General features: G+C 59.7%; 19 protein-coding genes. All 19 read right to left on the minus strand.

Annotated elements, in window-relative coordinates:
* Positions 1-3 precede the first annotated feature (3 nt).
* Positions 4-1,362 carry a flagellar protein export ATPase FliI gene (fliI, locus tag LOY28_RS21785; protein ID WP_018925045.1) on the minus strand — a complete coding sequence of 453 codons (1,359 nt, stop codon included), beginning with the start codon at positions 1,360-1,362 and terminating at the stop codon, positions 4-6.
* Positions 1,352-2,161 (minus strand): flagellar assembly protein FliH, encoded by an 810-nt coding sequence (gene fliH, locus LOY28_RS21790; RefSeq protein ID WP_258612527.1) that lies wholly within the window; start codon positions 2,159-2,161, stop codon positions 1,352-1,354. The genes fliI and fliH overlap by 11 nt, the downstream gene beginning before the upstream one ends.
* A 7-nt stretch (positions 2,162-2,168) precedes the next feature.
* Complete coding sequence (gene fliG, locus LOY28_RS21795; protein WP_003184041.1) at positions 2,169-3,188, minus strand: flagellar motor switch protein FliG; 1,020 nt, start codon at positions 3,186-3,188, stop codon at positions 2,169-2,171.
* A complete protein-coding gene (fliF, locus tag LOY28_RS21800; protein ID WP_086945865.1) occupies positions 3,181-4,968 on the minus strand; it encodes a flagellar basal-body MS-ring/collar protein FliF in 1,788 nt (595 codons plus the stop codon). Before fliF ends, fliG begins: the two co-directional genes overlap by 8 nt.
* Before the next feature lie 15 nt (positions 4,969-4,983).
* Positions 4,984-5,313, minus strand: coding sequence for a flagellar hook-basal body complex protein FliE (gene fliE, locus LOY28_RS21805; protein ID WP_018925042.1), 330 nt, complete (start codon positions 5,311-5,313; stop codon positions 4,984-4,986).
* 128 nt (positions 5,314-5,441) lie between these two features.
* Positions 5,442-6,827, minus strand: a complete 1,386-nt coding sequence (locus LOY28_RS21810; protein WP_258612528.1) for a sigma-54 dependent transcriptional regulator — start codon at positions 6,825-6,827, stop codon at positions 5,442-5,444.
* Between the two features lie 5 nt (positions 6,828-6,832).
* Positions 6,833-8,038, minus strand: a complete 1,206-nt coding sequence (locus LOY28_RS21815) for a PAS domain-containing sensor histidine kinase (RefSeq protein WP_177343115.1) — start codon at positions 8,036-8,038, stop codon at positions 6,833-6,835.
* 128 nt (positions 8,039-8,166) lie between these two features.
* Complete coding sequence (locus tag LOY28_RS21820) at positions 8,167-9,642, minus strand: sigma-54 dependent transcriptional regulator (RefSeq protein WP_026345697.1); 1,476 nt, start codon at positions 9,640-9,642, stop codon at positions 8,167-8,169.
* Between the two features lie 172 nt (positions 9,643-9,814).
* The gene (locus tag LOY28_RS21825) at positions 9,815-10,111 is read right to left on the minus strand and encodes a hypothetical protein (RefSeq protein WP_018925038.1); all 297 of its coding nucleotides are present in this window, start codon (positions 10,109-10,111) and stop codon (positions 9,815-9,817) included.
* A 10-nt stretch (positions 10,112-10,121) separates the two neighbouring features.
* Entirely contained in the window at positions 10,122-10,517 is a 396-nt protein-coding gene (gene fliS / locus LOY28_RS21830) for a flagellar export chaperone FliS (RefSeq protein ID WP_018925037.1), read from the minus strand.
* A gap of 126 nt (positions 10,518-10,643) precedes the next feature.
* A complete protein-coding gene (gene fliD / locus LOY28_RS21835) occupies positions 10,644-12,080 on the minus strand; it encodes a flagellar filament capping protein FliD (protein ID WP_018925036.1) in 1,437 nt (478 codons plus the stop codon).
* An 82-nt stretch (positions 12,081-12,162) separates the two neighbouring features.
* On the minus strand, positions 12,163-12,528 hold the full coding sequence (locus LOY28_RS21840; protein WP_026286326.1) for a flagellar protein FlaG: 366 nt from the start codon (positions 12,526-12,528) through the stop codon (positions 12,163-12,165).
* Between the two features lie 71 nt (positions 12,529-12,599).
* A complete protein-coding gene (locus LOY28_RS21845) occupies positions 12,600-13,445 on the minus strand; it encodes a flagellin domain-containing protein (protein ID WP_018925034.1) in 846 nt (281 codons plus the stop codon).
* Between the two features lie 248 nt (positions 13,446-13,693).
* Positions 13,694-13,960 carry a hypothetical protein gene (locus LOY28_RS21850; protein ID WP_018925033.1) on the minus strand — a complete coding sequence of 89 codons (267 nt, stop codon included), beginning with the start codon at positions 13,958-13,960 and terminating at the stop codon, positions 13,694-13,696.
* Positions 13,957-15,249, minus strand: a complete 1,293-nt coding sequence (locus LOY28_RS21855) for a motility associated factor glycosyltransferase family protein (protein ID WP_258612529.1) — start codon at positions 15,247-15,249, stop codon at positions 13,957-13,959. Before LOY28_RS21855 ends, LOY28_RS21850 begins: the two co-directional genes overlap by 4 nt.
* Positions 15,250-15,331: 82 nt before the next feature.
* A complete protein-coding gene (locus LOY28_RS21860; RefSeq protein ID WP_258612530.1) occupies positions 15,332-16,258 on the minus strand; it encodes a ketoacyl-ACP synthase III in 927 nt (308 codons plus the stop codon).
* Between the two features lie 229 nt (positions 16,259-16,487).
* Entirely contained in the window at positions 16,488-17,540 is a 1,053-nt protein-coding gene (pseI, locus tag LOY28_RS21865) for a pseudaminic acid synthase (protein WP_258612531.1), read from the minus strand.
* Positions 17,537-19,039 (minus strand): UDP-2,4-diacetamido-2,4,6-trideoxy-beta-L-altropyranose hydrolase, encoded by a 1,503-nt coding sequence (gene pseG, locus LOY28_RS21870; RefSeq protein ID WP_258612532.1) that lies wholly within the window; start codon positions 19,037-19,039, stop codon positions 17,537-17,539. Before pseG ends, pseI begins: the two co-directional genes overlap by 4 nt.
* On the minus strand, positions 19,036-19,731 hold the full coding sequence (pseF, locus tag LOY28_RS21875; RefSeq protein ID WP_258612533.1) for a pseudaminic acid cytidylyltransferase: 696 nt from the start codon (positions 19,729-19,731) through the stop codon (positions 19,036-19,038). Before pseF ends, pseG begins: the two co-directional genes overlap by 4 nt.
* Positions 19,732-19,734: the final 3 nt, after the last annotated feature.

The raw sequence follows: 19,734 nt of genomic DNA on the forward strand, positions 1-19,734 counted from the left end.
TGGTTAACCGCCTGGCGCTGGCGCGAAGACCGAAGCAAGATGGTTTTCGCTGGCGCCCATGCTGATGTTGTCGTTCAAGCCCTGGCGCAGGTACAGGGACATGGCCGGTTGCAGATTGATCGCTGTGTCGGTTTCCCGGTCACCGCCGGGCACGTAGGCGCCGACACTGATCAGGTCGCGGCTCTGCTGATAGCGCGACCAGTATTGCTTGAACATCTGCGCGTGGTTCAGGTGTTTGATACCGACCACCGACGGCATGACCCGACTGATGGACGCTTCGATGTCGATGGCCGGGTAATGCCCTTCCTCGGCCAGACGCCGGGACAGCACGATGTGCCCGTCAAGCACGCCCCGCGCCGAGTCGGCGATCGGGTCCTGTTGGTCATCGCCTTCAGACAATACCGTGTAGAACGCGGTGATCGAGCCGCCGCCCTTTTCGGCGTTACCGGCCCGCTCCACCAGTTTCGGCAACTTGGCAAACACCGACGGCGGATAGCCCTTGGTCGCCGGCGGTTCGCCGATGGCCAGGGCGATTTCCCGCTGGGCCTGAGCGAAACGGGTCAGGGAATCCATCAGCAACAGGACATTCTTGCCCTTGTCGCGGAAATACTCGGCGATCCGCGTGCAGTACATGGCCGCGCGCAAACGCATCAGCGGCGCATCGTCCGCCGGCGAAGCCACCACCACCGAACGCTTGAGCCCTTCTTCACCGAGGATGTGCTCGATGAACTCTTTAACTTCTCGACCCCGCTCACCGATCAGCCCGACCACGATAATGTCGGCCTCGGTGAAACGGGTCATCATGCCCAACAGCACACTCTTGCCGACGCCGGTACCGGCGAACAGCCCGAGGCGCTGACCGCGACCGACCGTCAACAAACCGTTGATGCAGCGAATGCCCACGTCAAGCGGCTGGCTGATCGGGTCACGCTTGAGCGGGTTGATGGTCGGGCCGTCCATTGGCACCCAGTCTTCAGCCTTCATCCCGCCCTTGCCATCCAGCGCACGACCGGCGCCATCGAGCACCCGCCCGAGCATGCTCATGCCCATCGGCAAGCGACCGTTGTCCGCCAGGGGAACCACGCGTGCGCCTGGCGCAATGCCGGCGACGCTGCCGACCGGCATCAGAAAGACTTTGCTGCCGGAGAAGCCCATGACTTCGGCTTCGACCTGCACCGGGTGATAGCTGTCATCGTTGATGACCATGCAGCGGCTGCCCATGGCGGCGCGCAAACCTTCGGCTTCGAGGGTCAGGCCGACCATGCGCAACAGGCGACCTTCGAGGATCGGCGCGCCAGCCAGCTCCGTGGCCTCGGCGTAGCTGCCGAGGCGTTTGGCGAAGCTGGTGCGATCAAGGCGCATCGGGATGGTCCAGTTCCGGTTCGACCGGGATGACGGCAGGCTTCTTGTCGATCGGCAATTCCAGGCTGAGGTCCGGCGCGGCCGGGTGCAACGCCTGATCGTGCAATTGGTCGAACAGCTTGGCCATGACCTGGGTCACACGGGTTTCGATGGTCGCATCGATACGGCTGTGTTCGGTCTCGACCCGGCAACCGCCCGGCAACAAGGACTCGTCCTCGACGATGCGCCAGGTTTCTTCATGGCGCTCGCGCAGGGCTTTAACCTGTTCGAAATCCTGCGGGTTGACGTACAACCGCACATTGCCCACGCCCAGTGGCAAGAGCTTGAGCGCTTCACGCATGACGTGTTCGATCTGCGTCGAGTCGATGGCCAGCTCGCGCTGAATAACCTGTTTGGTGATGTGCTGTACAAGGTCGACCAGCGACTTTTCGATCTGGGTGTCCTGCTCGGCAATGGGCTCGAACAGGTTGGCCATCAACTGTTCCAGGTGCGCGATCTTGGCCGTCAGGGCCACTTCGGCTTCCTGACGGACCTTGAGCGTGGTGCTATGGAAACCTTCTTTCTCGCCAACCGCAAAGCCTTCGTTGTAAGCCTCCTGGCGAATGCTTTCGAGCTCTTCGAGGGTCAGTGGCTGGACTTCTTCCAGCGGCACTTCTTCCATTTCCGGCGGTTCGGGCTCAGGCTCCGGCTCGGGTTCCGGCACAAACGGGTCGAAGCTGGGCAGCGCCCAGACATCGAAACCTGCGACGGCCTTGCCACGGATCAGGTCGGTCTGGGACTCATCATGTTTGGACGACATAGTGACCTTAGATCATCTCTTCGCCGCCCTTCCCGCCGAGAACGATTTCTCCGGCTTCGGCCATACGGCGGGCAATGGTGAGGATTTCTTTCTGCGCCGTTTCCACGTCGCTGACACGCACCGGGCCTTTGGCCTCGAGGTCGTCGCGCAACAGTTCGGCCGCTCGTTTGGACATGTTCTTGAAGATCTTTTCCTTGACGCCTTCGTCCGAGCCTTTGAGGGCCAGCACCAGGACGTCCGAGGACACTTCGCGCAACAGCGCCTGAATACCGCGGTCGTCGACATCGGACAGGTTGTTGAACACGAACATGAGATCTTCGATCTGACCGGAAAGGTCTTCGTCGACTTCGCGGATCGAGTCCATCAGCTGACCTTCGATCGAGCTGTCGAGGAAGTTCATGATGTCTGCCGCGCGCTTGATGCCACCCAGGGTGGTGCGCGAGGCATTCGAGTTGCCGGAGAACTGCTTCTCGAGAATCTGGTTGAGCTCTTTCAGGGCCGCCGGCTGCACGGTGTTCAGCGAAGACACCCGCAGGATGATGTCCAGCCGCACCTTATGGTCGAAGTTGCCCAGCACTTCACCGGCCTGGTCCGGATCAAGGTACGCCACTACGATCGCCTGGATCTGCGGGTGCTCGTAGCGGATCACGTCGGCGACGGCGCGCGGTTCCATCCACTTCAGACTGTCGAGGCCACTGGTGTTGCCGCCCAGCAGGATCCGGTCGATCAGGCCGTTGGCCTTGTCTTCGCCCAAGGCCTGGGTGAGCATTTTGCGCACGTAGTCATCGGAGCCGACGCCCAGGCTGGTCTGGTCGCCGACGATGTCGACGAACTCGCTCATGACCTGTTCGACCTGCTCGCGGTGCACGTTACCCATCTGGGCCATGGCCACGCCCACACGCTGGACCTCTTTGGGCCCCATGTGGCGCAGCACTTGTGCGGCATCCGTAGAACCCAGGGACAGCAGCAGGATCGCGGCTTTATCAACCCGGGACAGTTTGGCGACAGCGGCTCGGTTATCACTCATCTGCGTTAATCCACTCTTTCACGACCTGGGCCACGCGACCCGGATCTTCTGCCACCAGACTCTTGATTGCATTCAACTGTGCGTCATAGCCTTCGCTCGGGCTCGGCAGCAGGATGCTGGTCGGGCCACCGAGGCTGACGCGGTCGTTGGCCAGTTCGCCGTCCAGGCCGCCCATGCCGCCGAGTTCCACGTCGCTGCCAAAGGCCGCGAGTTGCTTGTCTTTGCCCCCGCCGGTGATGTTCTTGAGCACCGGACGCAACACACCGAACACCAGCACCAGGATGAACAACACCCCCAGCACTTGCTTGACGATGTCCCAGAACCACGGCTGGGAGTAGAACGGAATCTCGGCGATCACTTCACCGCGCTCAGCAGAGAACGGCATGTTGATCACGCTGACGCTGTCGCCACGGCTGGCGTCGAAACCGACCGCGTCCTGCACCAGGCGAGTGAAGCGCGCCAATTCATCGGCGCTCCACGGCGCACGGGTGGTTTCGCCATTGGCTGCGTTGACCTTGACCTGATCGTCCACCACCACCGACACCGACAGGCGATTCAAACGGCCCTGCTGTTGTTTGGTGTGGCTGATGGAACGGTCGAGCTCGAAGTTCTTGGTGGATTGTTGACGCTTGTCGGCCGGGTACGGCGCCAGCATCGGCTGACCAGTGGCCGGGTCCATGATCTGCTGACCGTTGGCATCAAGCAGTGGCTGGCCTGGCTGCACCATGCCGGCCGACGCAGTGGCGCCACCAGTGGTTTGCGGCGCCGAGGCAGGCGACGGCGGCTGGTTGCTCAAGGCACCCGGCACACCTTGCGGGCCATTGCTGGCGGTACGTTGTTCGTTGACCGACTGCTCGCTGCGCAACGCCGGTTGATCCGGGTTGAACTGCTCGGAAGTCGATTCGACGGCGCTGAAATCCACATCGGCCGAGACTTCGGCTTTATAGCGGTCGTTGCCCAGCACCGGTTGCAGGATGTTATGCACGCGCTGAGTCAGCATGCTTTCCATGCGACGGCTGTAATCGAACTGCTTGCCGGCCATGGTCAGCTCGGAGTTTTCCGCCTGATCCGACAGCAGGTTGCCCTTCTGGTCGACAACGGTGATCTGCGATTTGCTCAGTTCGGGAACGCTGGTCGCCACCAAATTGATGATGGCGACGACCTGGCCCGGCTCCAGCGAGCGACCGGAATACAGTTCAACCAGAACCGAAGCGCTTGGCTTGCGCTCGTCACGCACGAACACCGAACTTTTCGGAATCGCCAGGTGCACGCGGGCACCCTTGACGTTGTTCAGGCTGGAGATGGTCCGGGCCAGTTCGCCTTCGAGGCCGCGACGATAGCGGGTCGCCTCCATGAACTGACTGGTACCCAGCCCCTGCTCCTTGTCGAGAATCTCGAAACCGATATTGCCGTCGCTGGGAGTGACACCAGCGGCCGCGAGCTTGAGCCGCGCACGGGACAGGTCATCGGCCTTGACCAGCAAGGCACCGGAATTCGGTTCGACGGTATAGGGAATGTCGGCGGCGGCCAGGGTTTCCATGACCTGTTTGGCGTCCATGCCGGCAAGGCTGCCGTATAGAGGCCGGTAGTCCGGCTGCTGGGACCACAACACCACGGCAAAACCAATCGCCACGCTCGCAGCCAGGCCGACCAACAGGCCCACCTGACGCAACATGGTCATCTCGGAGAGGTTTTCCAGGAAAGACAACCCGAACAGCGGCGGTTTGCCGTCTATTGGAGTGGCCTTGGCCGGAACATTATCGGCGATTGCTTCTGCCATGACTCAATCTCGTCCTTAAACCGGCATCTGCATGATGTCTTGGTAAGCCTGAACCAGCTTGTTACGCACTTGGGTCAGTGCCTGAAAAGACACGCTGGCCTTCTGTGAGGAAATCATCACGTCCGTCAGGTCGACGCCGCTTTTACCGATCTCGAAGGCACTGGCCAACTGATTGGACGCCTGCTGGGTGTCGTTCACTTTATTGACGGCCTGACCGAGCATGTCGGCAAAGCTGCTGCCACCCACTTCAGGGACTGCGGCAGTCGATTTCGGCGCAGACATGGCATCCATTTGCATGGCGCGCATATCCAGCATCAACCGGTTGAATTCAATACCTTGGCTCATGGTCTGCTCTCTTTGGCACTCGCAATTTTTTGACACTCACTCGGCGAGTAGTGAGGTGTTAGCAACAAGGGTGCCAGCTCCGTGGCCGCTCTAAACAAAAGCTCTCCTGTGCTTTTGTTTGCCGACCGTTACGTGGCGAACAAATACGCTTCCACATCCATTCCGGCATCGCGCATCTGCGCCAGCTTGTAGCGCAAGGTGCGCGGGCTGATGCCCAGTCGCTCGGCGGCTTCTTTGCGGCGGCCGCGCTCGGCGCGCAAGGTGTCGATGATCATTTGGAACTCACGGCGCCGCAGGTCATCACCGAGGGCGCCCGCCGATTCGGCTTCGACTTCCACTGCTCGTGCAGGCGCCGGCGCCAATGCTGGCAATGGCGCACACGCCACGGGCCCGGCCAGACAAAAATCCTGCGGCTGGATCAAACCGCCCTGCTGCAGAATCAAGGCCCGCTGGATCGCGTTATCCAGTTCACGCACGTTGCCCGGCCACGGATAGCCGATCAGGCAGGCCTGCGCCTCGGGCGAAAGCTTTGCCGCGGCATGCTTCATTTTATTGACGTGTTTGGCCAGCAGGCGCTCGGCCAGCGGCAGGATGTCGGCGGTGCGCTCACGCAGCGGACGCCAGGCCAACGGGAACACCGACAGGCGATAGTAAAGATCTTCGCGAAAACGCCCCGCCGCCACTTCACCGACCAGGTCACGGTTAGTGGTAGCGACCACTCGAATATCCAGCGTGATCGGCTTGCGTGCGCCGACTCGTTCGACTTCGCGCTCCTGCAATACGCGCAGTAACTTGGCCTGCAGGCCGAGGGGCATTTCAGAAATTTCATCGAGCAGGATCGTCCCGCCATCGGCCTGCTCGAACTTGCCGGCCTGCGCCGCGATGGCGCCGGTGAACGAACCTTTTTCGTGACCGAACAAAGTGGCTTCAAGCATGTTGTCCGGAATCGCTGCGCAGTTGATCGCAATGAATGGCTGACTGGCGCGATGGGAGTGCTGATGGATGTAACGCGCCAGCACTTCCTTGCCGGTCCCGGACTCACCGGAGATCAACACCGTGGAATCACTGCGCGCCACGCGCGCGGCCAATTCCAGCAATTGCGCACTGGCCGGCTCGAACGCCACAGGCCCCTCGCTCTCGGTCGCGCCGAGATTGCCCAAGGCGTGACGCGCCACCAGGTCGAGCAAGGCTTTGGGCTCGAACGGCTTGACCAGGTAATCCGCCGCGCCTTGACGCATGGCGTCGACCGCACGTTCGACCGCACCGTGAGCGGTCATCAACAACACCGGCAGTTGCGGCTGACGAGCCCGCAGCAATCCAAGCAGCTGATGACCGTCCATGCCCGGCATGTTGACGTCACTGACCACCAGGCTAAATGCCTCGGCGCCAACCGCAGCCAGCGCCTCTTCCGCCGAACCGACCGCCTTGTAAGCGTGTCCGGCAAGCACCAGCGTATCGGCCAGTGCTTCCCGTAGCGCGCGATCGTCCTCGACCAGTAAAACCTTGATGGCCATGTCCTTCACTTCACTCCCTGAGCGCAGGGCTGCTCACCCGCAAAAAGCGGCAGGATCACCTGCGCGCAAGTACCGCGCCCCGGCCGCGAACGTAACTGCAATTCTCCCTGATGAGCACGGGCCACTGCCTTGACCACGGTCAGCCCCAGACCGGTGCCGGTGGTTTTGGTGGTGAAAAACGGCTCGCCCAAACGTGCCAATACCTTCGTGTCGATACCACTGCCGCTGTCGCTGACCGATACGCGCAGGTTGTTGTCGCGGGTATACAGATGAACTTTCAAACGGACGTCGCCGGCGCTGGCCTGAATGGCGTTTTCGATTAGATTGAGGATCGCTCCGACCAGCGTATCGCGATTGCACAGCAACTCACCGGCATGACTGTCGCATTGCCAGCGCACCGGCAGATCCTGAACAAGAGTCAGCGCCGCCGCTTGCAGCGACTGCATCAGCATTTTTGGAGTGACACGATCGGTCAACGGCAGCTCACCGCGAGCGAACACCAGCATGTCGCGCACTTGGTGTTCCAGCTCATGCAGTCGCTCTTTCAGGCGGCCGGCAAAACGCTGCTGCGTGGCGACCGGTAGTTCCTGCTCAGTCAAATGACTGGCATAGAGCAACGCGGCGGACAACGGCGTACGAATCTGATGGGCCAACGAGGCGACCATCCGCCCCAGAGACGACAGGCGTTCGTGGCGGGCGAGTTGATCTTGCAGATGACGGGTTTCAGTCAGGTCGTTGAGCAACACCAACTGACCGGGTTCGGCATCCAGCGAGCGGGTAGCGATCGACAGGCGCCGACCGTCCTTGAGGGAGATTTCGTGACCGTCGTCTTCGCGCGGCGCAAAGCATCGCGCAATGACCTGGCGCCACAACTCACCTTCGAGGGGTAAGCCGAGCAGCTCACACGCAGCGGGATTGGCTTCACGCACGATGCCTTGGGCGTCGATGACGATGACGCCGCCGGGCAATAGATCGAGGAGGTTTTGCAGCCGGTTGGCCAGACGCTCTTTTTCCGCCAGCTCCTGCATGCGCTGGGCGCTGACCACCGCCAGCTCACCCTTGAGCTCGGTGACCCGGGCTTCGAGCATGCTGTAGGAATCGGTCAATTGGCTCGACATCTGGTTGAACAGCGCAAACGCCTGCTCAAGGCCAAGCCGGCTTGCCTGCTCTACGGACGACGGTTGCCCCGAAACATCAGGGACAGGAGACATCTGGGCGGCTTGGGGCATTGTGCTCTCTCGCGTGGTTGACCGTCAGTTAAACGGAACGTTGCGAGGGATGTAGCAATACCCGTGCCTAAAAAAAACTGCCTATAAATGAAGGAGTTGAAAAACAGGCGTCAATCATCCGCCTGTTCATCACCATCACGACGACTCATGCCGTACTTGCGCATCTTCTCCACCAGGGTCGTGCGACGAATACGCAGCCGTTCGGCCGCCCGCGCCACAATGCCGTTGGCGTCATCCAGCGCCTGCTGAATCAACCCTTGCTCCAGACCGCCGAGGTAGTCCTTCAGGTCCAGGCCTTCCGGCGGGAGCAGCGCATTGGCGGTGAAGTCCGGGGTATGACCGTTGATGGCCACCCGCTCTTCGAGATCACTGCGCAGGCTGTCGACCAACTGCTCATCTTCGTCATCGACGTAGCGGAATTTCTTCGGCAACTCGACCACGCCGATCACCCCGTACGGGTGCATGATCGCCATGCGCTCCACCAGGTTGGCCAGCTCGCGAACGTTGCCCGGCCAGCCGTGACGGCACAGCGACATGATCGCCGCCGAGTTGAACCGGATCGACCCGCGCTTCTCGTGCTCCATGCGCGAGATCAACTCGTTCATCAGCAACGGGATGTCTTCGACGCGCTCACGCAGTGGCGCCATCTCGATCGGGAACACGTTCAGGCGATAGTAGAGGTCTTCGCGGAACGTGCCGATCTCGATCATGCTTTCGAGATTCTTGTGGGTTGCCGCGATGATCCGCACATCGACGCTTTGGGTCTTGTTGCTGCCCACGCGCTCGAACGTGCGCTCCTGCAAGACGCGCAAGAGCTTGACCTGCATCGGCAACGGCATGTCGCCGATTTCGTCGAGGAACAGCGTACCGCCGTTGGCCAGCTCGAAACGCCCGGCACGGCTGGTGATCGCCCCGGTGAAGGCACCCTTCTCGTGACCGAACAATTCGCTTTCCAGCAACTCGGCCGGAATCGCCCCGCAGTTGACCGGAACGAACGGCGCTTCACGACGCTTGGAGTGGTAGTGCAGATTGCGCGCGACCACTTCCTTGCCAGTGCCGGACTCACCGAGGATCAGCACGCTGGCGTCGGTGTCGGCGACTTGCTGCATCATCTGACGGACGTGTTGAATCGCCCGACTGGTGCCGACAAGGCTGCGGAAAAGATTCGGTTCACGGTGACGACCGCGCTCACGGGCCTGGTCATACATCTCGCGATAGACCTGGGCACGGTGCAACGAATCGAGCAGTTTGCTGTAGCTGGGCGGCATTTCGAGCGTCGAAAGCACTCGGCGACGCTGGTCTTCCGGCAAGTCAATGGAAGAATTATCGCCCATTAACAAAACTGGAAGGAACTCATCCCAGGTTGAGAGTGTCTTTAACAGGCCCAAAAGTGCACCAGGAGCATTTACCGTCCCGATTAGGACACAGATTACTTCACGACTTGATGACAGAGAGCCGACCGCCTGCTGCCAGTCATGGCTGCCACAGGGTAAATTTTCTTCGCCGAGAAAATTTAAAATCACCGCCAAATCGCGGCGGCGGACGCTATCGTCATCAATCAGCAGAATTTTGGTTTCACGCCACATGCAATAGCAACTTCCCTAGTCAACTCAATGCCCAAAATGAGGGGCAAGCTAGACGCTTGCAGACACGTTGTGCCTGTAGACGCCTGAAATCTGGAACCAGCCACTAGTTAAGTCAAAAAACCGTGCACAGTCAAATTTATGGCGCACTATGTTTGGATTAACTGAGGGTTAATTAACCAAACAGATGGTAAACCTTTGCCGCGTTCTGTGCTTGGTGGATCTGCGACATCTCGTCGACTATCGCTTGTCGCTCCCCCGTCGCCGCTTCCAGGAGCTGTTTATACACCCCCAGCAACTCCTCCAGGTTTTCGCGCAACGCGGTCTCGTCCACCGTAGCTTCACTCAAGACGTCTTCCATGCAGGAACGGCAAGCCAGGTCCAATTCACCGATGGCTTCCCAGTTACGCTCGGCCAATGCCTCGACCAGGGCGTCCCGGGTATGCTCGATTCGCTGCAATACAAGACTCATGGTGATCTCCTTAAAACTGGGGAGCAGGTGCGCCAATGGCATCCCAACCGTCTTTGACCGTACGAAGCAGGTCGGCGACTTCGTCGAGGATTTTTGGATCGGTCCTGAGGTTGGCTTCCGCCAGACGCTTCATCATGTAAGCGTAGAGACTATCCAGCTCACTGACGGACTCCGCCTGTTTCTCCAGGTCCAGCCCCTCTCGCAAACCACCGATAATGCCGATGGCCTTGCCGATAAAAACACCCTTATTGGCGACATCCTTGCGCTCCATGGCACCTTTGGCCTGAGCGATGCGATCCAGACCGCCTTCCATGAGCATTTGCACCAGACGATGAGGACTGGCCTCGGAAGTCTGGGCTTGCGCGCCAATCTTCTGGTACTGCCGAAGGGCTAACATCGGGTTCATGTTTACCTCATCCAAAACTCTGTGATTCGTATAATCAAGCTATCGACATAGCGTCAAAAATCTTTAATCCGAAACTAAAAAAGCCCGACAAGCGGAATCCGCTGCCGGGCTTTTGGCGTTTAGGCGCTATGAAGCGTTCTTCTGTGCGTTCATCGCATCGAACATCGAAGTAATATTGCTCGCCGTTGCCTTCAGCTTGCCGACAAGGGAATCCATATCGTTGTACTTCTTGGTCAACACCGCCGTCAGCGTCTCGACCCGACGATCCAGGGCTGCCTGCTGGCTGGCCAGATTCGTCTTGGCCTTGGCCAGGTTGGTCGAACGGGTGTCCAGGATCCCATCACTGCCAGTGACCGTGTAAGGCGTGATTGCATCGTTCATGCGCGTCAACAGCCCCATGGAGGCATCGCCAGTCGCCGTCGGATCGCCCAGGAACAGCTTCTGAACTTCACCACCGAGCTTCTGGGTATCCATCGCGGTCGAGAACTTGGTGCTATCGAAATCCAGCGCACCGGTTTTCTGATTGGTGGTGATACCCAATTGCGACAGAACAGTGAGTTTGTCACCCGCCCCCGTTGTGACCAACGGCGTACGAATCGATGCCAGAACGCTGCGCGCCAACGGGTCACCGGTCAGTGCTGCAGCAACGGTCGGCTTGCCATTGCTATCCAGGGAAGGCTTGGTCAGCGTATTGACATTGGTCACAACCTGGTTATAAGCATCAACGAAAGCTTGGATGGATTTTTTCAGGCCATCACTGTTCGGGCCAACCGTCACCGTCGTGGTACCACCGGCGACCAAATTCAGGGTCAAGCCGGAAATAGCCGAGTCAACCTTGTTGCTTTTGCTAGTCAGCGCGAGCCCGTCCACGGTGAAACTGGCGTCCACCGCGAAATCGCCGATGGCACCCGCCGAAGTCGCTGTCGGTGCTGCACCCATTTGCTGGCCGGCATTGATCTCCAGACCCGCGATACCGCTGAGGGTGATGTCGGAGCCCGCACCGGTCGCCGTGGACCCCATCACCAGACGTGAGCCAAACGAGTCGGTCACGATGTTGGCGCTGAAACCGTTCGCGCCCTGCTGGGTGTTGATCGCATCGCGAACCGACTGCAACGTCGCGCCGGCCGGAATGGTGACAGAACTGGATACGCCATTTTGCGTGATATTGAGCGTGCCGCTCGCAACGGCGCTGCTGGCACCGCCGGCAAAGGCCGCGGTGGCCACTTTGGACGAGGTCGCAAGGTTATTGACCTTGACCACGTAGGAACCGTTGACAGCCGTGTTGCTCGCCACAGCGGTCAATACTTTCGCGTCGGCGGACGTGGCGTTGTAACCCAGGAACTGCGGAGCTTGCGTATCTTGCAGCTTCTTGATTGCAGCCTGGAAGTTCGCCAGGACACTTTTGAGAGTACCAATACCGGAAATCTGCGCAGTATTGGTGGTCGTCTGACGATCGATCTGATTCTGCTTGGCCGCCTTGTCGGCGTTGACCAGAGCCTTGACGATATCACCGGTATTAATACCGGAGCCTAAGCCCGTGCCCGGTAGAATTGGACTTGCCATGTGGAACTCCCTTCAGTGTGTCGCCGGCCTTTTGACCACTACAACGCCCAAAAGAACATAGCAACAAAATTCGTGCCAGTTGTCAGACTTTTGCGCTGAACAACAGACTGCTTGCATCATTCAAACTGTTCGCCAGCTTAAGGACTTCTTCGTTGGGGATTTGACGAATCACCTCACCGGAGTCACTGGCAATCACTTTGACCACAACTTTGCCTGAAGGCTCGTCAATCGAGAACTCCAGGTTACGCTTGACCGACTGAACGAACTTTTCGATTTCCTGAACGGCCATCTTCAGTTTTTCCTGCTCGGTCTGGTCTTTTTTACCTTCTTCCTTGACGGCAACCACTGGCGCAGTTTCCGCTCGAGGCTTTTCCGCAGGCTTATCGGCAACAGTCGTCGCCTGCTGGGCCGCAGGATAAGACAAGTTCAGCTTGACGCTCATATCCATGTCCATCACCTCTTAAAGTAAAAAGCGAGAGAGCGCGACAAGCGCACTCCCCCGCTAAAACTCATCAGCTATTACTGAAGCAGTTTCAGTACAGCGGATGGCAGTTGGTTGGCCTGAGCCAGAACTGCGGTGGAAGCTTGTTGCAGAGTTTGTTGCTTGGTCAGCTGTGCAGTTTCAGCAGCGAAGTCGGTATCTTGTACGCGGCTCAGTGCAGCACTGGCGTTTTCGTTGATGTTTTGCAGGTTGGAGATGGTGCTGGAGAAACGGTTTTGTGCAGCACCCAGGTCAGCACGAGTGCTGTTGATTCGCGACAGAGCGGCGTCGATAGCCGAGATAGCCGACGCTACAGCAGAGTGGTTGGCTGCGTTGGAGGTACCGGAAATGGTAGTACCGGTCATGCCCAGGGCGCTGGAGTCGAAGCTCGAAGCCAGGGTCAGAGTGATCTGGTTGTCGGAGGTGGTGTTGGAACCAACCTGGAACTCCATCGCACCAGCGGTACCGTCCAGCAGCGCCTTGCCGTTCAGGTTAGTCGACTGAGCGATACGAGTCAGTTCAGCAACCGACTGTTGGTATTCTTTGTCCAGAGCGGTACGGTCAGCAGTGCCGTTGGAGTCGTTACGCGACTGAACTGCGATTTCACGCATACGCTGCAGGATGTTGGTCGATTCTTGCAGAGCGCCTTCAGCGGTCTGAGCGATCGAAACACCGTCGTTGGCGTTTTTGATAGCCATGGTCTGACCACGGATCTGCGAGGTCATACGGGTAGCGATCTGCAGGCCGGCGGCGTCGTCTTTGGCGCTGTTGATTTTCAGGCCGGAAGACAAGCGAGTCATCGAAGTCGACAGTGCGTCGGAAGCACGGTTCAGGTTCTTCTGAACACCCAGAGATGTAGTGTTGGTGTTTACTGTTAAAGCCATGACGAATTCCTCGTTGGTTGGGTACTACGGCTTCCGGCCCTGGCAACCGCCCGGTATGGCCTAGAGAACCTTCGTAATAGTTATCGTCGCGAATGCAGGTTGCTTGAGGGGATTTTTGAAATTTTTTGCCATCACACTGCCACCCCCTGTAAAACCAAGCCATAGCGACGATCCAGCCACCAAAAAATGACGCCAGAGAACTGCCACAACCCTTCCTTACGCCCCGCTTGCGTTGACCTGCCACGGCATTACGCGGAATTGACAGCCATCAGTAAATCAACCAGTTCGTATTCAAGGTAATCCGCGAGCGCCAGCCAGTCCTGTCGCTCCTGGCTATCCAGCATACCTGTCAGCAATGCCATCCACCGGGCCGCGATCTGGCTGTCTGCTCCGCCGACCCGCGACTGCACCTGCTCCGCTACCTCGACCATGACCAGCGCCGCCTCGACATCCCTTCCCAGACGAAACAACGCTGAACATTGCCGGACCTGATCAACGAGTAGCTCTTCGCTCATCGACTGAACTCCGGATGAAATGTCGTGCCGACAATCATGGCCCCAGCTCGACTGCTGTTGTAGAAGACGACGTGTGGATGCGCAGCGATATAGCGCTCCAGCTCACACAGGTAACTACGGAAATTGAGCTGGGTCTTGACCCGCTGCCCATGCCCATCCAACACCCAATGACGAGCCGCGACCAATTGCGGGCCAAGGTCGCCGTCATCCCAACCGGCATGGGTTTTGTTGTTGGGGAACGCGAAGTCCGCCCCGAACAGCGTGATCTGACTGGCACCCATTTTCACCGCCAGGTCCACCGCCGGATGAATCACGCTGCCGCCTGCAAACAACCCTGCCCGTGGGAGCTGCTTGCGCAGATCGCGAAAGACCGGGCTTGCCGAGTAGGCGACATAGCGTTTGCCTTGCCAGGCCTGCAAGACCGCAGGAGCCACCAGCGGCATGTAGACCAGCGTAATGTCTGCGCTGTCCTCGGGCGGCAGATGGCGCTGCGAGATACGCTGGTCGATCGTGACGACGACATCCGGTTTGATACCGTTCTCGATGAGCGGCCGGTAAGCGGTATCGACACAAACGAACAGCGGTCGCTGGGTCTGGCCGCGAATTGATCGCAAGGTTACGAAATGCTGTTCCAGGCTCGGCCCGGTGGCGATGACGAACATCGGCTGGCCAGCGTGTGTGGCGAACAATTGTGCGGCGTCGCTATCGACGCGGATCTGTTCGACACTTTCCAGCAAGCGCGCGGCGATTTCCGGATTGTCCGGATCAAACTCACAGTTGTTGAACGTCAGATGGGTTTCGCTGACCAAGCGGTCGCGAATCTTCGCGTTGAAGTCATCGGCCAGCACCAGCTCCGAAGGCAGGGCAAAGAACGGCAGACAAATTTCAGCCAAGTCACCGGCGTAGTGCAGCTCGACCCGCGAATCGCTGAGCCACGGCTGCTGATCGAGTAATTGCAACACCAGAGCAAACACTGCGCCGTTAAGGATATGTACATGCAGCTGAATCAGCTCCGAACGCTGCAGCAGTTCCAGTTGCAGATCACCCAGCCCCGTGCCGTAAACGTGCAACACCGGACTGTCGACCGGCAGGCTTGCGGCTTGAAGCTGCGCTTCGCGGGTACGGTCATGGCGACTGGTCAGCTGAATGCCGTTGATGCTCAGGGTCGAGCCGAGCCCTTCCACCAGATCGGCCTGCAACGGACCCGGATCTTCAGACAGCAGACGCTCAGCCACGGCCGGCCAGCGACGCTGAATGAGTTCGGCGTTGGGTTGAAAAAACTCGCTCATGGCGCCTCGCTGTGATTCGGGCAAAAAAATAGCGCTCAAGGTTACACCTTGAGCGCTTTTTTTGTGTCCGGCTTTTAGAAGATCAAGGGCGATAGATGATCGCCGAACCCCAGGACAAACCAACACCAAAACCGCTGAGTGCCACACGCTTCCACTTGGAGTCGAGCACGTGCTTTTCCAGCAGCAATGGAATGCTCGACGACACGGTGTTACCGGTCTCGACCATGTCCTTGAGGAACTTCTCGGGCTCGCCCTCGAAGCGTCGCGCCACGGCATCGACAATCGCCGCGCTGCCCTGGTGAATGCAGAAAGCATCGATATCGTCGGCCGTCAGGCCCGAGTCGCCCAGCAGCTCGTGCAAATGCGCAGGGACTTTGAGCAGCGCGAAGTTGAAGACCTGACGGCCATTCATGAAGAACACGCCATCGGTGACCTTCAGGTGCGGCGCGCCGGAACCGTCGGTGCCGAACTTGGCCTTGCCCAACTGCCATGGCGCCTCTTCGCCCATCCAGGTGGCGGTGGCGGCATCGCCGAACAACATGGTGGTGTTGCGATCTTCCGGGTCGACGATCTTCGAATACGGATCGGCGGTCACCAGCAAGCCATTCTTCAGGCCTGCGGCTTCCATGAAGCCCTTGATGGCGTAGATGCCGTAGACGTAACCGGAGCAGCCCAGGGAGATATCGAACGCGGCCACGGTCGTCGGCAGGCCCAGCTTGTCCTGAACGATGGCGGCGGTGTGCGGCAGGCCTTCTTCGTCGCCGTTCTGGGTCACGACGATCAGCACGTCGATGGCTTCACGCTTCAATTCAGGGTTGTTGGCGAACAGCGCGTTGACTGCTTCGACACACAGGTCCGAAGTTTCTTGCCCGGCGTCTTTGCGCGGCAGGAAGGCCGAACCGATCTTGCCCAGGATGAACTCTTCATCCTTCTCGAATTTTGCACCTTGTGCGTAATTGTCCACGCCGGCTACAGGAACGTAGCTCGCAATGCTCTTTATGCCAATCATTACGGCTTCCCAATAATAAACAGCCCAATACCACCGCTCGCAAGGAATCGAGGGGCGCCGACAAACAACGAATAACGTCGCCCTCAACGAGGTGACAGCGGGAAGAGTAAAAGGCCATCACTGAGCCAAAAGCAGGCCAGGCGCCCTCTTCCCTATTTATACAATACAGTGAAGATGCGCGTAATGACTCGCAGGTCACGCTAATTTGCCGAATCAGCCCCACAAGCGGTTATTCGACCAGCGACCAGTCCAGCGGCGTTCCTCGCTTGATGGCCTGGCGGGCACGGCGGCCCAGAAGGGTTTCAGCGTGTTTCGGGGCCAGCCCCAGGCCTGGACGGATGGCCCGCAGATTGGCGGCGGTAAAAGGCTCACCGGCGGTCATGTCCCGGGTGACATACAGCGACCGGCGGTACACCAGGGACTTGCGCTCGGCGTCAGTCACCCCGTAATGCACCTGGCCCATGGCCTGCCAGGCGCGCTCGGTTTCGATCACCAGGCTGGCGAGTTCGGCCGGTTCCAGGGAGAAACTGGCGTCCACCCCGCCTGCGGCACGGTCTAGGGTGAAGTGTTTTTCCACCACCGTTGCCCCCAGCGCTACGGCGGCGACAGACACCCCGACGCCCATCGAATGGTCGGACAAACCGACTTCACAGCCAAACAACTCGCGCAGATGAGGAATCGTGCGCACGTTGCTGTTGGCGGGCGTCGCCGGGTATGTGCTGGTGCACTTGAGCAACACCAGGTCCTTGCAACCGGCCTCACGGGCGGCACGCACGGTTTCGTCGAGCTCGGCGATGCTGGCCATGCCGGTGGAAATGATCAGCGGCTTGCCGGTGGCCGCAACCCGACGAATCAACGGCAGATCAGTGTTCTCGAAGCTGGCGATCTTGTAGGCCGGCACATCGAGGCTTTCGAGGAAGTCCACCGCGGTGTCATCGAACGGTGTGGAAAACGCCAGCATGCCCAGCTCTTTGGCCCGGGCGAAAATCGGCGCGTGCCATTCCCAAGGCGTGTGGGCCTTTTCGTACAGCGCATACAGCGAAGAACCGGCCCACAGGCTGTTGGGGTCCTTGATGAAGAACTCGCCTTCGGACAAGTCCAGGGTCATGGTCTCGGCGGTGTAGGTTTGCAGCTTCAAGGCATGGGCGCCGGCCTTGGCCGCGGCTTCGACGATTTTTATCGCCATGTCCAGCGACTGGTTATGGTTGCCGCTCATCTCGGCAATGATGAACGGTGGCGCATCGGCACCGATCGAGCGATTACCGATCTTGAAACTGGTCATTGTTCTGGATCCTTCAACACGCGCGTGAACGCGCAAGCACTCTGAGTAAAACCACCCTCGCGGAAAACCTTCAGCGATGGCTGATTGGCCGGCAGCACCTGAGCGGTGATGGCCTCAAGTTGTGGCCAATGCACCGTGACGAACGCTTCGCCCCGCGCCAGCAGCGCCCTGCCCCAGCCCAGGCCGAATCGGCCTTCGAACAGATAGATCGAGACTTCGGCCCGAGTACCGTCAAGGTCATAGCGCAGCATACCGACCGGGCCGTCATCCGCCTCGGCAATCAACAGCAGTCGCTGAGGGTTGTTCAGGCTCGCGGCCAACCAGACCTGATGCCGCTGCCAATCGATGGCGTGGGTGTCCAGCGACCAGCGCCGTACCGCCTCGGCATTACGTCCCTCGAACAACAATTGCGCATCGTCCGGATCGGCTCGACGCACCTGCAGTACCGCTCCCGCCAGTGCTGCCGCCACCCGCTGCGCGCCACGGCCATCGACCAACTGCCGTGAGCGTTCGGCCATACTTTGACGAAAACCTTGATTGCCTACGACAAAACCAATGGCCTGACGCAATTGTTCGACGCTGACATGCTCGCGGTTGCCCAGGAACACATGAGCCCCCGAGGTTGCCATCACCTCACCGTTGGCCTGCTGATTATTCGAGACCGCAATGCAAATCGTCGGCAGCCCCATGGCCGCCCGCTCCCAACTGGTGCCGCCACCAGCGCCGACAAACAGGTCAGCCTCGGTCATCAGCCGGTAGAAGTCGCTGACAAAACTGTGCAGGCGCCAGTTCGGACGATACGCCGCCAGCGCCTGCATCTGCTCCCAGGCCGGGTTGTCGGCACCCGCCACGAAATCGACCTCCAGCTCATGAAGGTCCGCCAGCGCCAACATTGCGTGGTGGGTCTGCATGGCCGCATCGAAGCCGCCGAAGTTCACCAACACTCGCCTGGCCCGAGGCTTGATCTCGACCGCCGGGCAGCAGAACTCATCGCGCAACATCGCAAAACGTGGACCGAGCAAGGTTTGGCAGTCGGGCGTCAGCAGCGAGGCATAAGCCTCTGGGGTGCCCGACAGATTTTGATTGAGCAGCAGATCGACGCGGTACTGCCGAGTGGCCAGGTCATCCACCGCCGCGATCCTCGGTGCCCAGCGACGGGCCGCGGTCTGCCAGTGATGATCGAGGCCATAGTGGTCGACGATTATCCAGTCGAAAGCCGGATGGCTTTCCAGGGCTTGCGCCAGCGCGGCGATGTCCGCCTGCCACGGCAGCATCGACTCGATGGCCTGCTGCGGATCTTCATCGGGGTAGCGCGCCGGCAGCGCGAAGGTCTCGAAGCCCTCGCTGGCCAGGCTGTCCAGTCGATGCCCCGGCAGCAGGCGACAGGCGAAGGCAACGTGCGTGCCCTGCTTGCGCAACACCCTGGCCAGGGTCAGGCAGCGGGCGATATGGCCGCTGCCAATGGTTGGCGACGCGTCAGCGCGGATCAGTATCCTCATTGCAACTCACCACCAGCCTTCAATGCGGCGTAAAGGTATTCGGCGCGTTTCCAGTCTTCAAGGGTGTCGATGTCCTGTACCAGGTAGCGCGGCAGAATCACCGGCAGGCTCGCTGGCGAGAACAGTGCATCACCACGCAACCAGGCCTCGCTGCGCCCCCAGTAGAACTGGCCGGCGTCTTGAAAGGCTTCGGGCAAGTCCTGGGAGCGGGTGTCACGAAACTCCGGATAGAGCGAGGTCAGGGCGCCCTGCGCGTCGAGCGTCAAGGCCCGCTGCACCGGAAAACCAAAACCGGTGACTGAAAACGCAAAAGATTTGTCCGGGTGCTGCACCAGCAATTCAAGCCCCTGACGCAGATAACGCACCTGCAACAATGGCGCCGTTGCGTAGACGCAGCAGGCATGGTCGAACGGTGGCAATTGATTCAAGGCATGCACGATCACCGACGCAGTCCCGGTGAAATCGTCAGCCAGTGCCCCTGGCCGCATGAACGGCACCTGAGCGCCATTGGCTCGTGCGACGTCGGCGATTTCCTCATCGTCGGTACTGACGATCACCTGGTCGAACAGGCGCGACTCCAACGCGGTGCGAATCGAACGGACGATCATCGGCACGCCGTCGAACGGCTTGAGGTTCTTGCGCGGGATTCGCTTGCTGCCACCACGGGCCGGAATGATCGCAACACAGCTCAAGAG

Origin of the sequence: Pseudomonas sp. B21-017 (genome assembly GCF_024749245.1) — a bacterium.
Taxonomy (GTDB): domain Bacteria; phylum Pseudomonadota; class Gammaproteobacteria; order Pseudomonadales; family Pseudomonadaceae; genus Aquipseudomonas.

Bases quoted from the DNA above. Each gene is read 5' to 3' on its own strand.
- fliI (WP_018925045.1), bottom strand. From the start codon at position 1,362: ATGCGCCTTGATCGCACCAGCTTCGCCAAACGCCTCGGCAGCTACGCC.
- fliH (WP_258612527.1), bottom strand. From the start codon at position 2,161: ATGTCGTCCAAACATGATGAGTCCCAGACCGACCTGATCCGTGGCAAG.
- fliG (WP_003184041.1), bottom strand. From the start codon at position 3,188: ATGAGTGATAACCGAGCCGCTGTCGCCAAACTGTCCCGGGTTGATAAA.
- fliF (WP_086945865.1), bottom strand. From the start codon at position 4,968: ATGGCAGAAGCAATCGCCGATAATGTTCCGGCCAAGGCCACTCCAATA.
- fliE (WP_018925042.1), bottom strand. From the start codon at position 5,313: ATGAGCCAAGGTATTGAATTCAACCGGTTGATGCTGGATATGCGCGCC.
- LOY28_RS21810 (WP_258612528.1), bottom strand. From the start codon at position 6,827: ATGGCCATCAAGGTTTTACTGGTCGAGGACGATCGCGCGCTACGGGAA.
- LOY28_RS21815 (WP_177343115.1), bottom strand. From the start codon at position 8,038: ATGTCTCCTGTCCCTGATGTTTCGGGGCAACCGTCGTCCGTAGAGCAG.
- LOY28_RS21820 (WP_026345697.1), bottom strand. From the start codon at position 9,642: ATGTGGCGTGAAACCAAAATTCTGCTGATTGATGACGATAGCGTCCGC.
- LOY28_RS21825 (WP_018925038.1), bottom strand. From the start codon at position 10,111: ATGAGTCTTGTATTGCAGCGAATCGAGCATACCCGGGACGCCCTGGTC.
- fliS (WP_018925037.1), bottom strand. From the start codon at position 10,517: ATGAACCCGATGTTAGCCCTTCGGCAGTACCAGAAGATTGGCGCGCAA.
- fliD (WP_018925036.1), bottom strand. From the start codon at position 12,080: ATGGCAAGTCCAATTCTACCGGGCACGGGCTTAGGCTCCGGTATTAAT.
- LOY28_RS21840 (WP_026286326.1), bottom strand. From the start codon at position 12,528: ATGGATATGAGCGTCAAGCTGAACTTGTCTTATCCTGCGGCCCAGCAG.
- LOY28_RS21845 (WP_018925034.1), bottom strand. From the start codon at position 13,445: ATGGCTTTAACAGTAAACACCAACACTACATCTCTGGGTGTTCAGAAG.
- LOY28_RS21850 (WP_018925033.1), bottom strand. From the start codon at position 13,960: ATGAGCGAAGAGCTACTCGTTGATCAGGTCCGGCAATGTTCAGCGTTG.
- LOY28_RS21855 (WP_258612529.1), bottom strand. From the start codon at position 15,249: ATGAGCGAGTTTTTTCAACCCAACGCCGAACTCATTCAGCGTCGCTGG.
- LOY28_RS21860 (WP_258612530.1), bottom strand. From the start codon at position 16,258: ATGATTGGCATAAAGAGCATTGCGAGCTACGTTCCTGTAGCCGGCGTG.
- pseI (WP_258612531.1), bottom strand. From the start codon at position 17,540: ATGACCAGTTTCAAGATCGGTAATCGCTCGATCGGTGCCGATGCGCCA.
- pseG (WP_258612532.1), bottom strand. From the start codon at position 19,039: ATGAGGATACTGATCCGCGCTGACGCGTCGCCAACCATTGGCAGCGGC.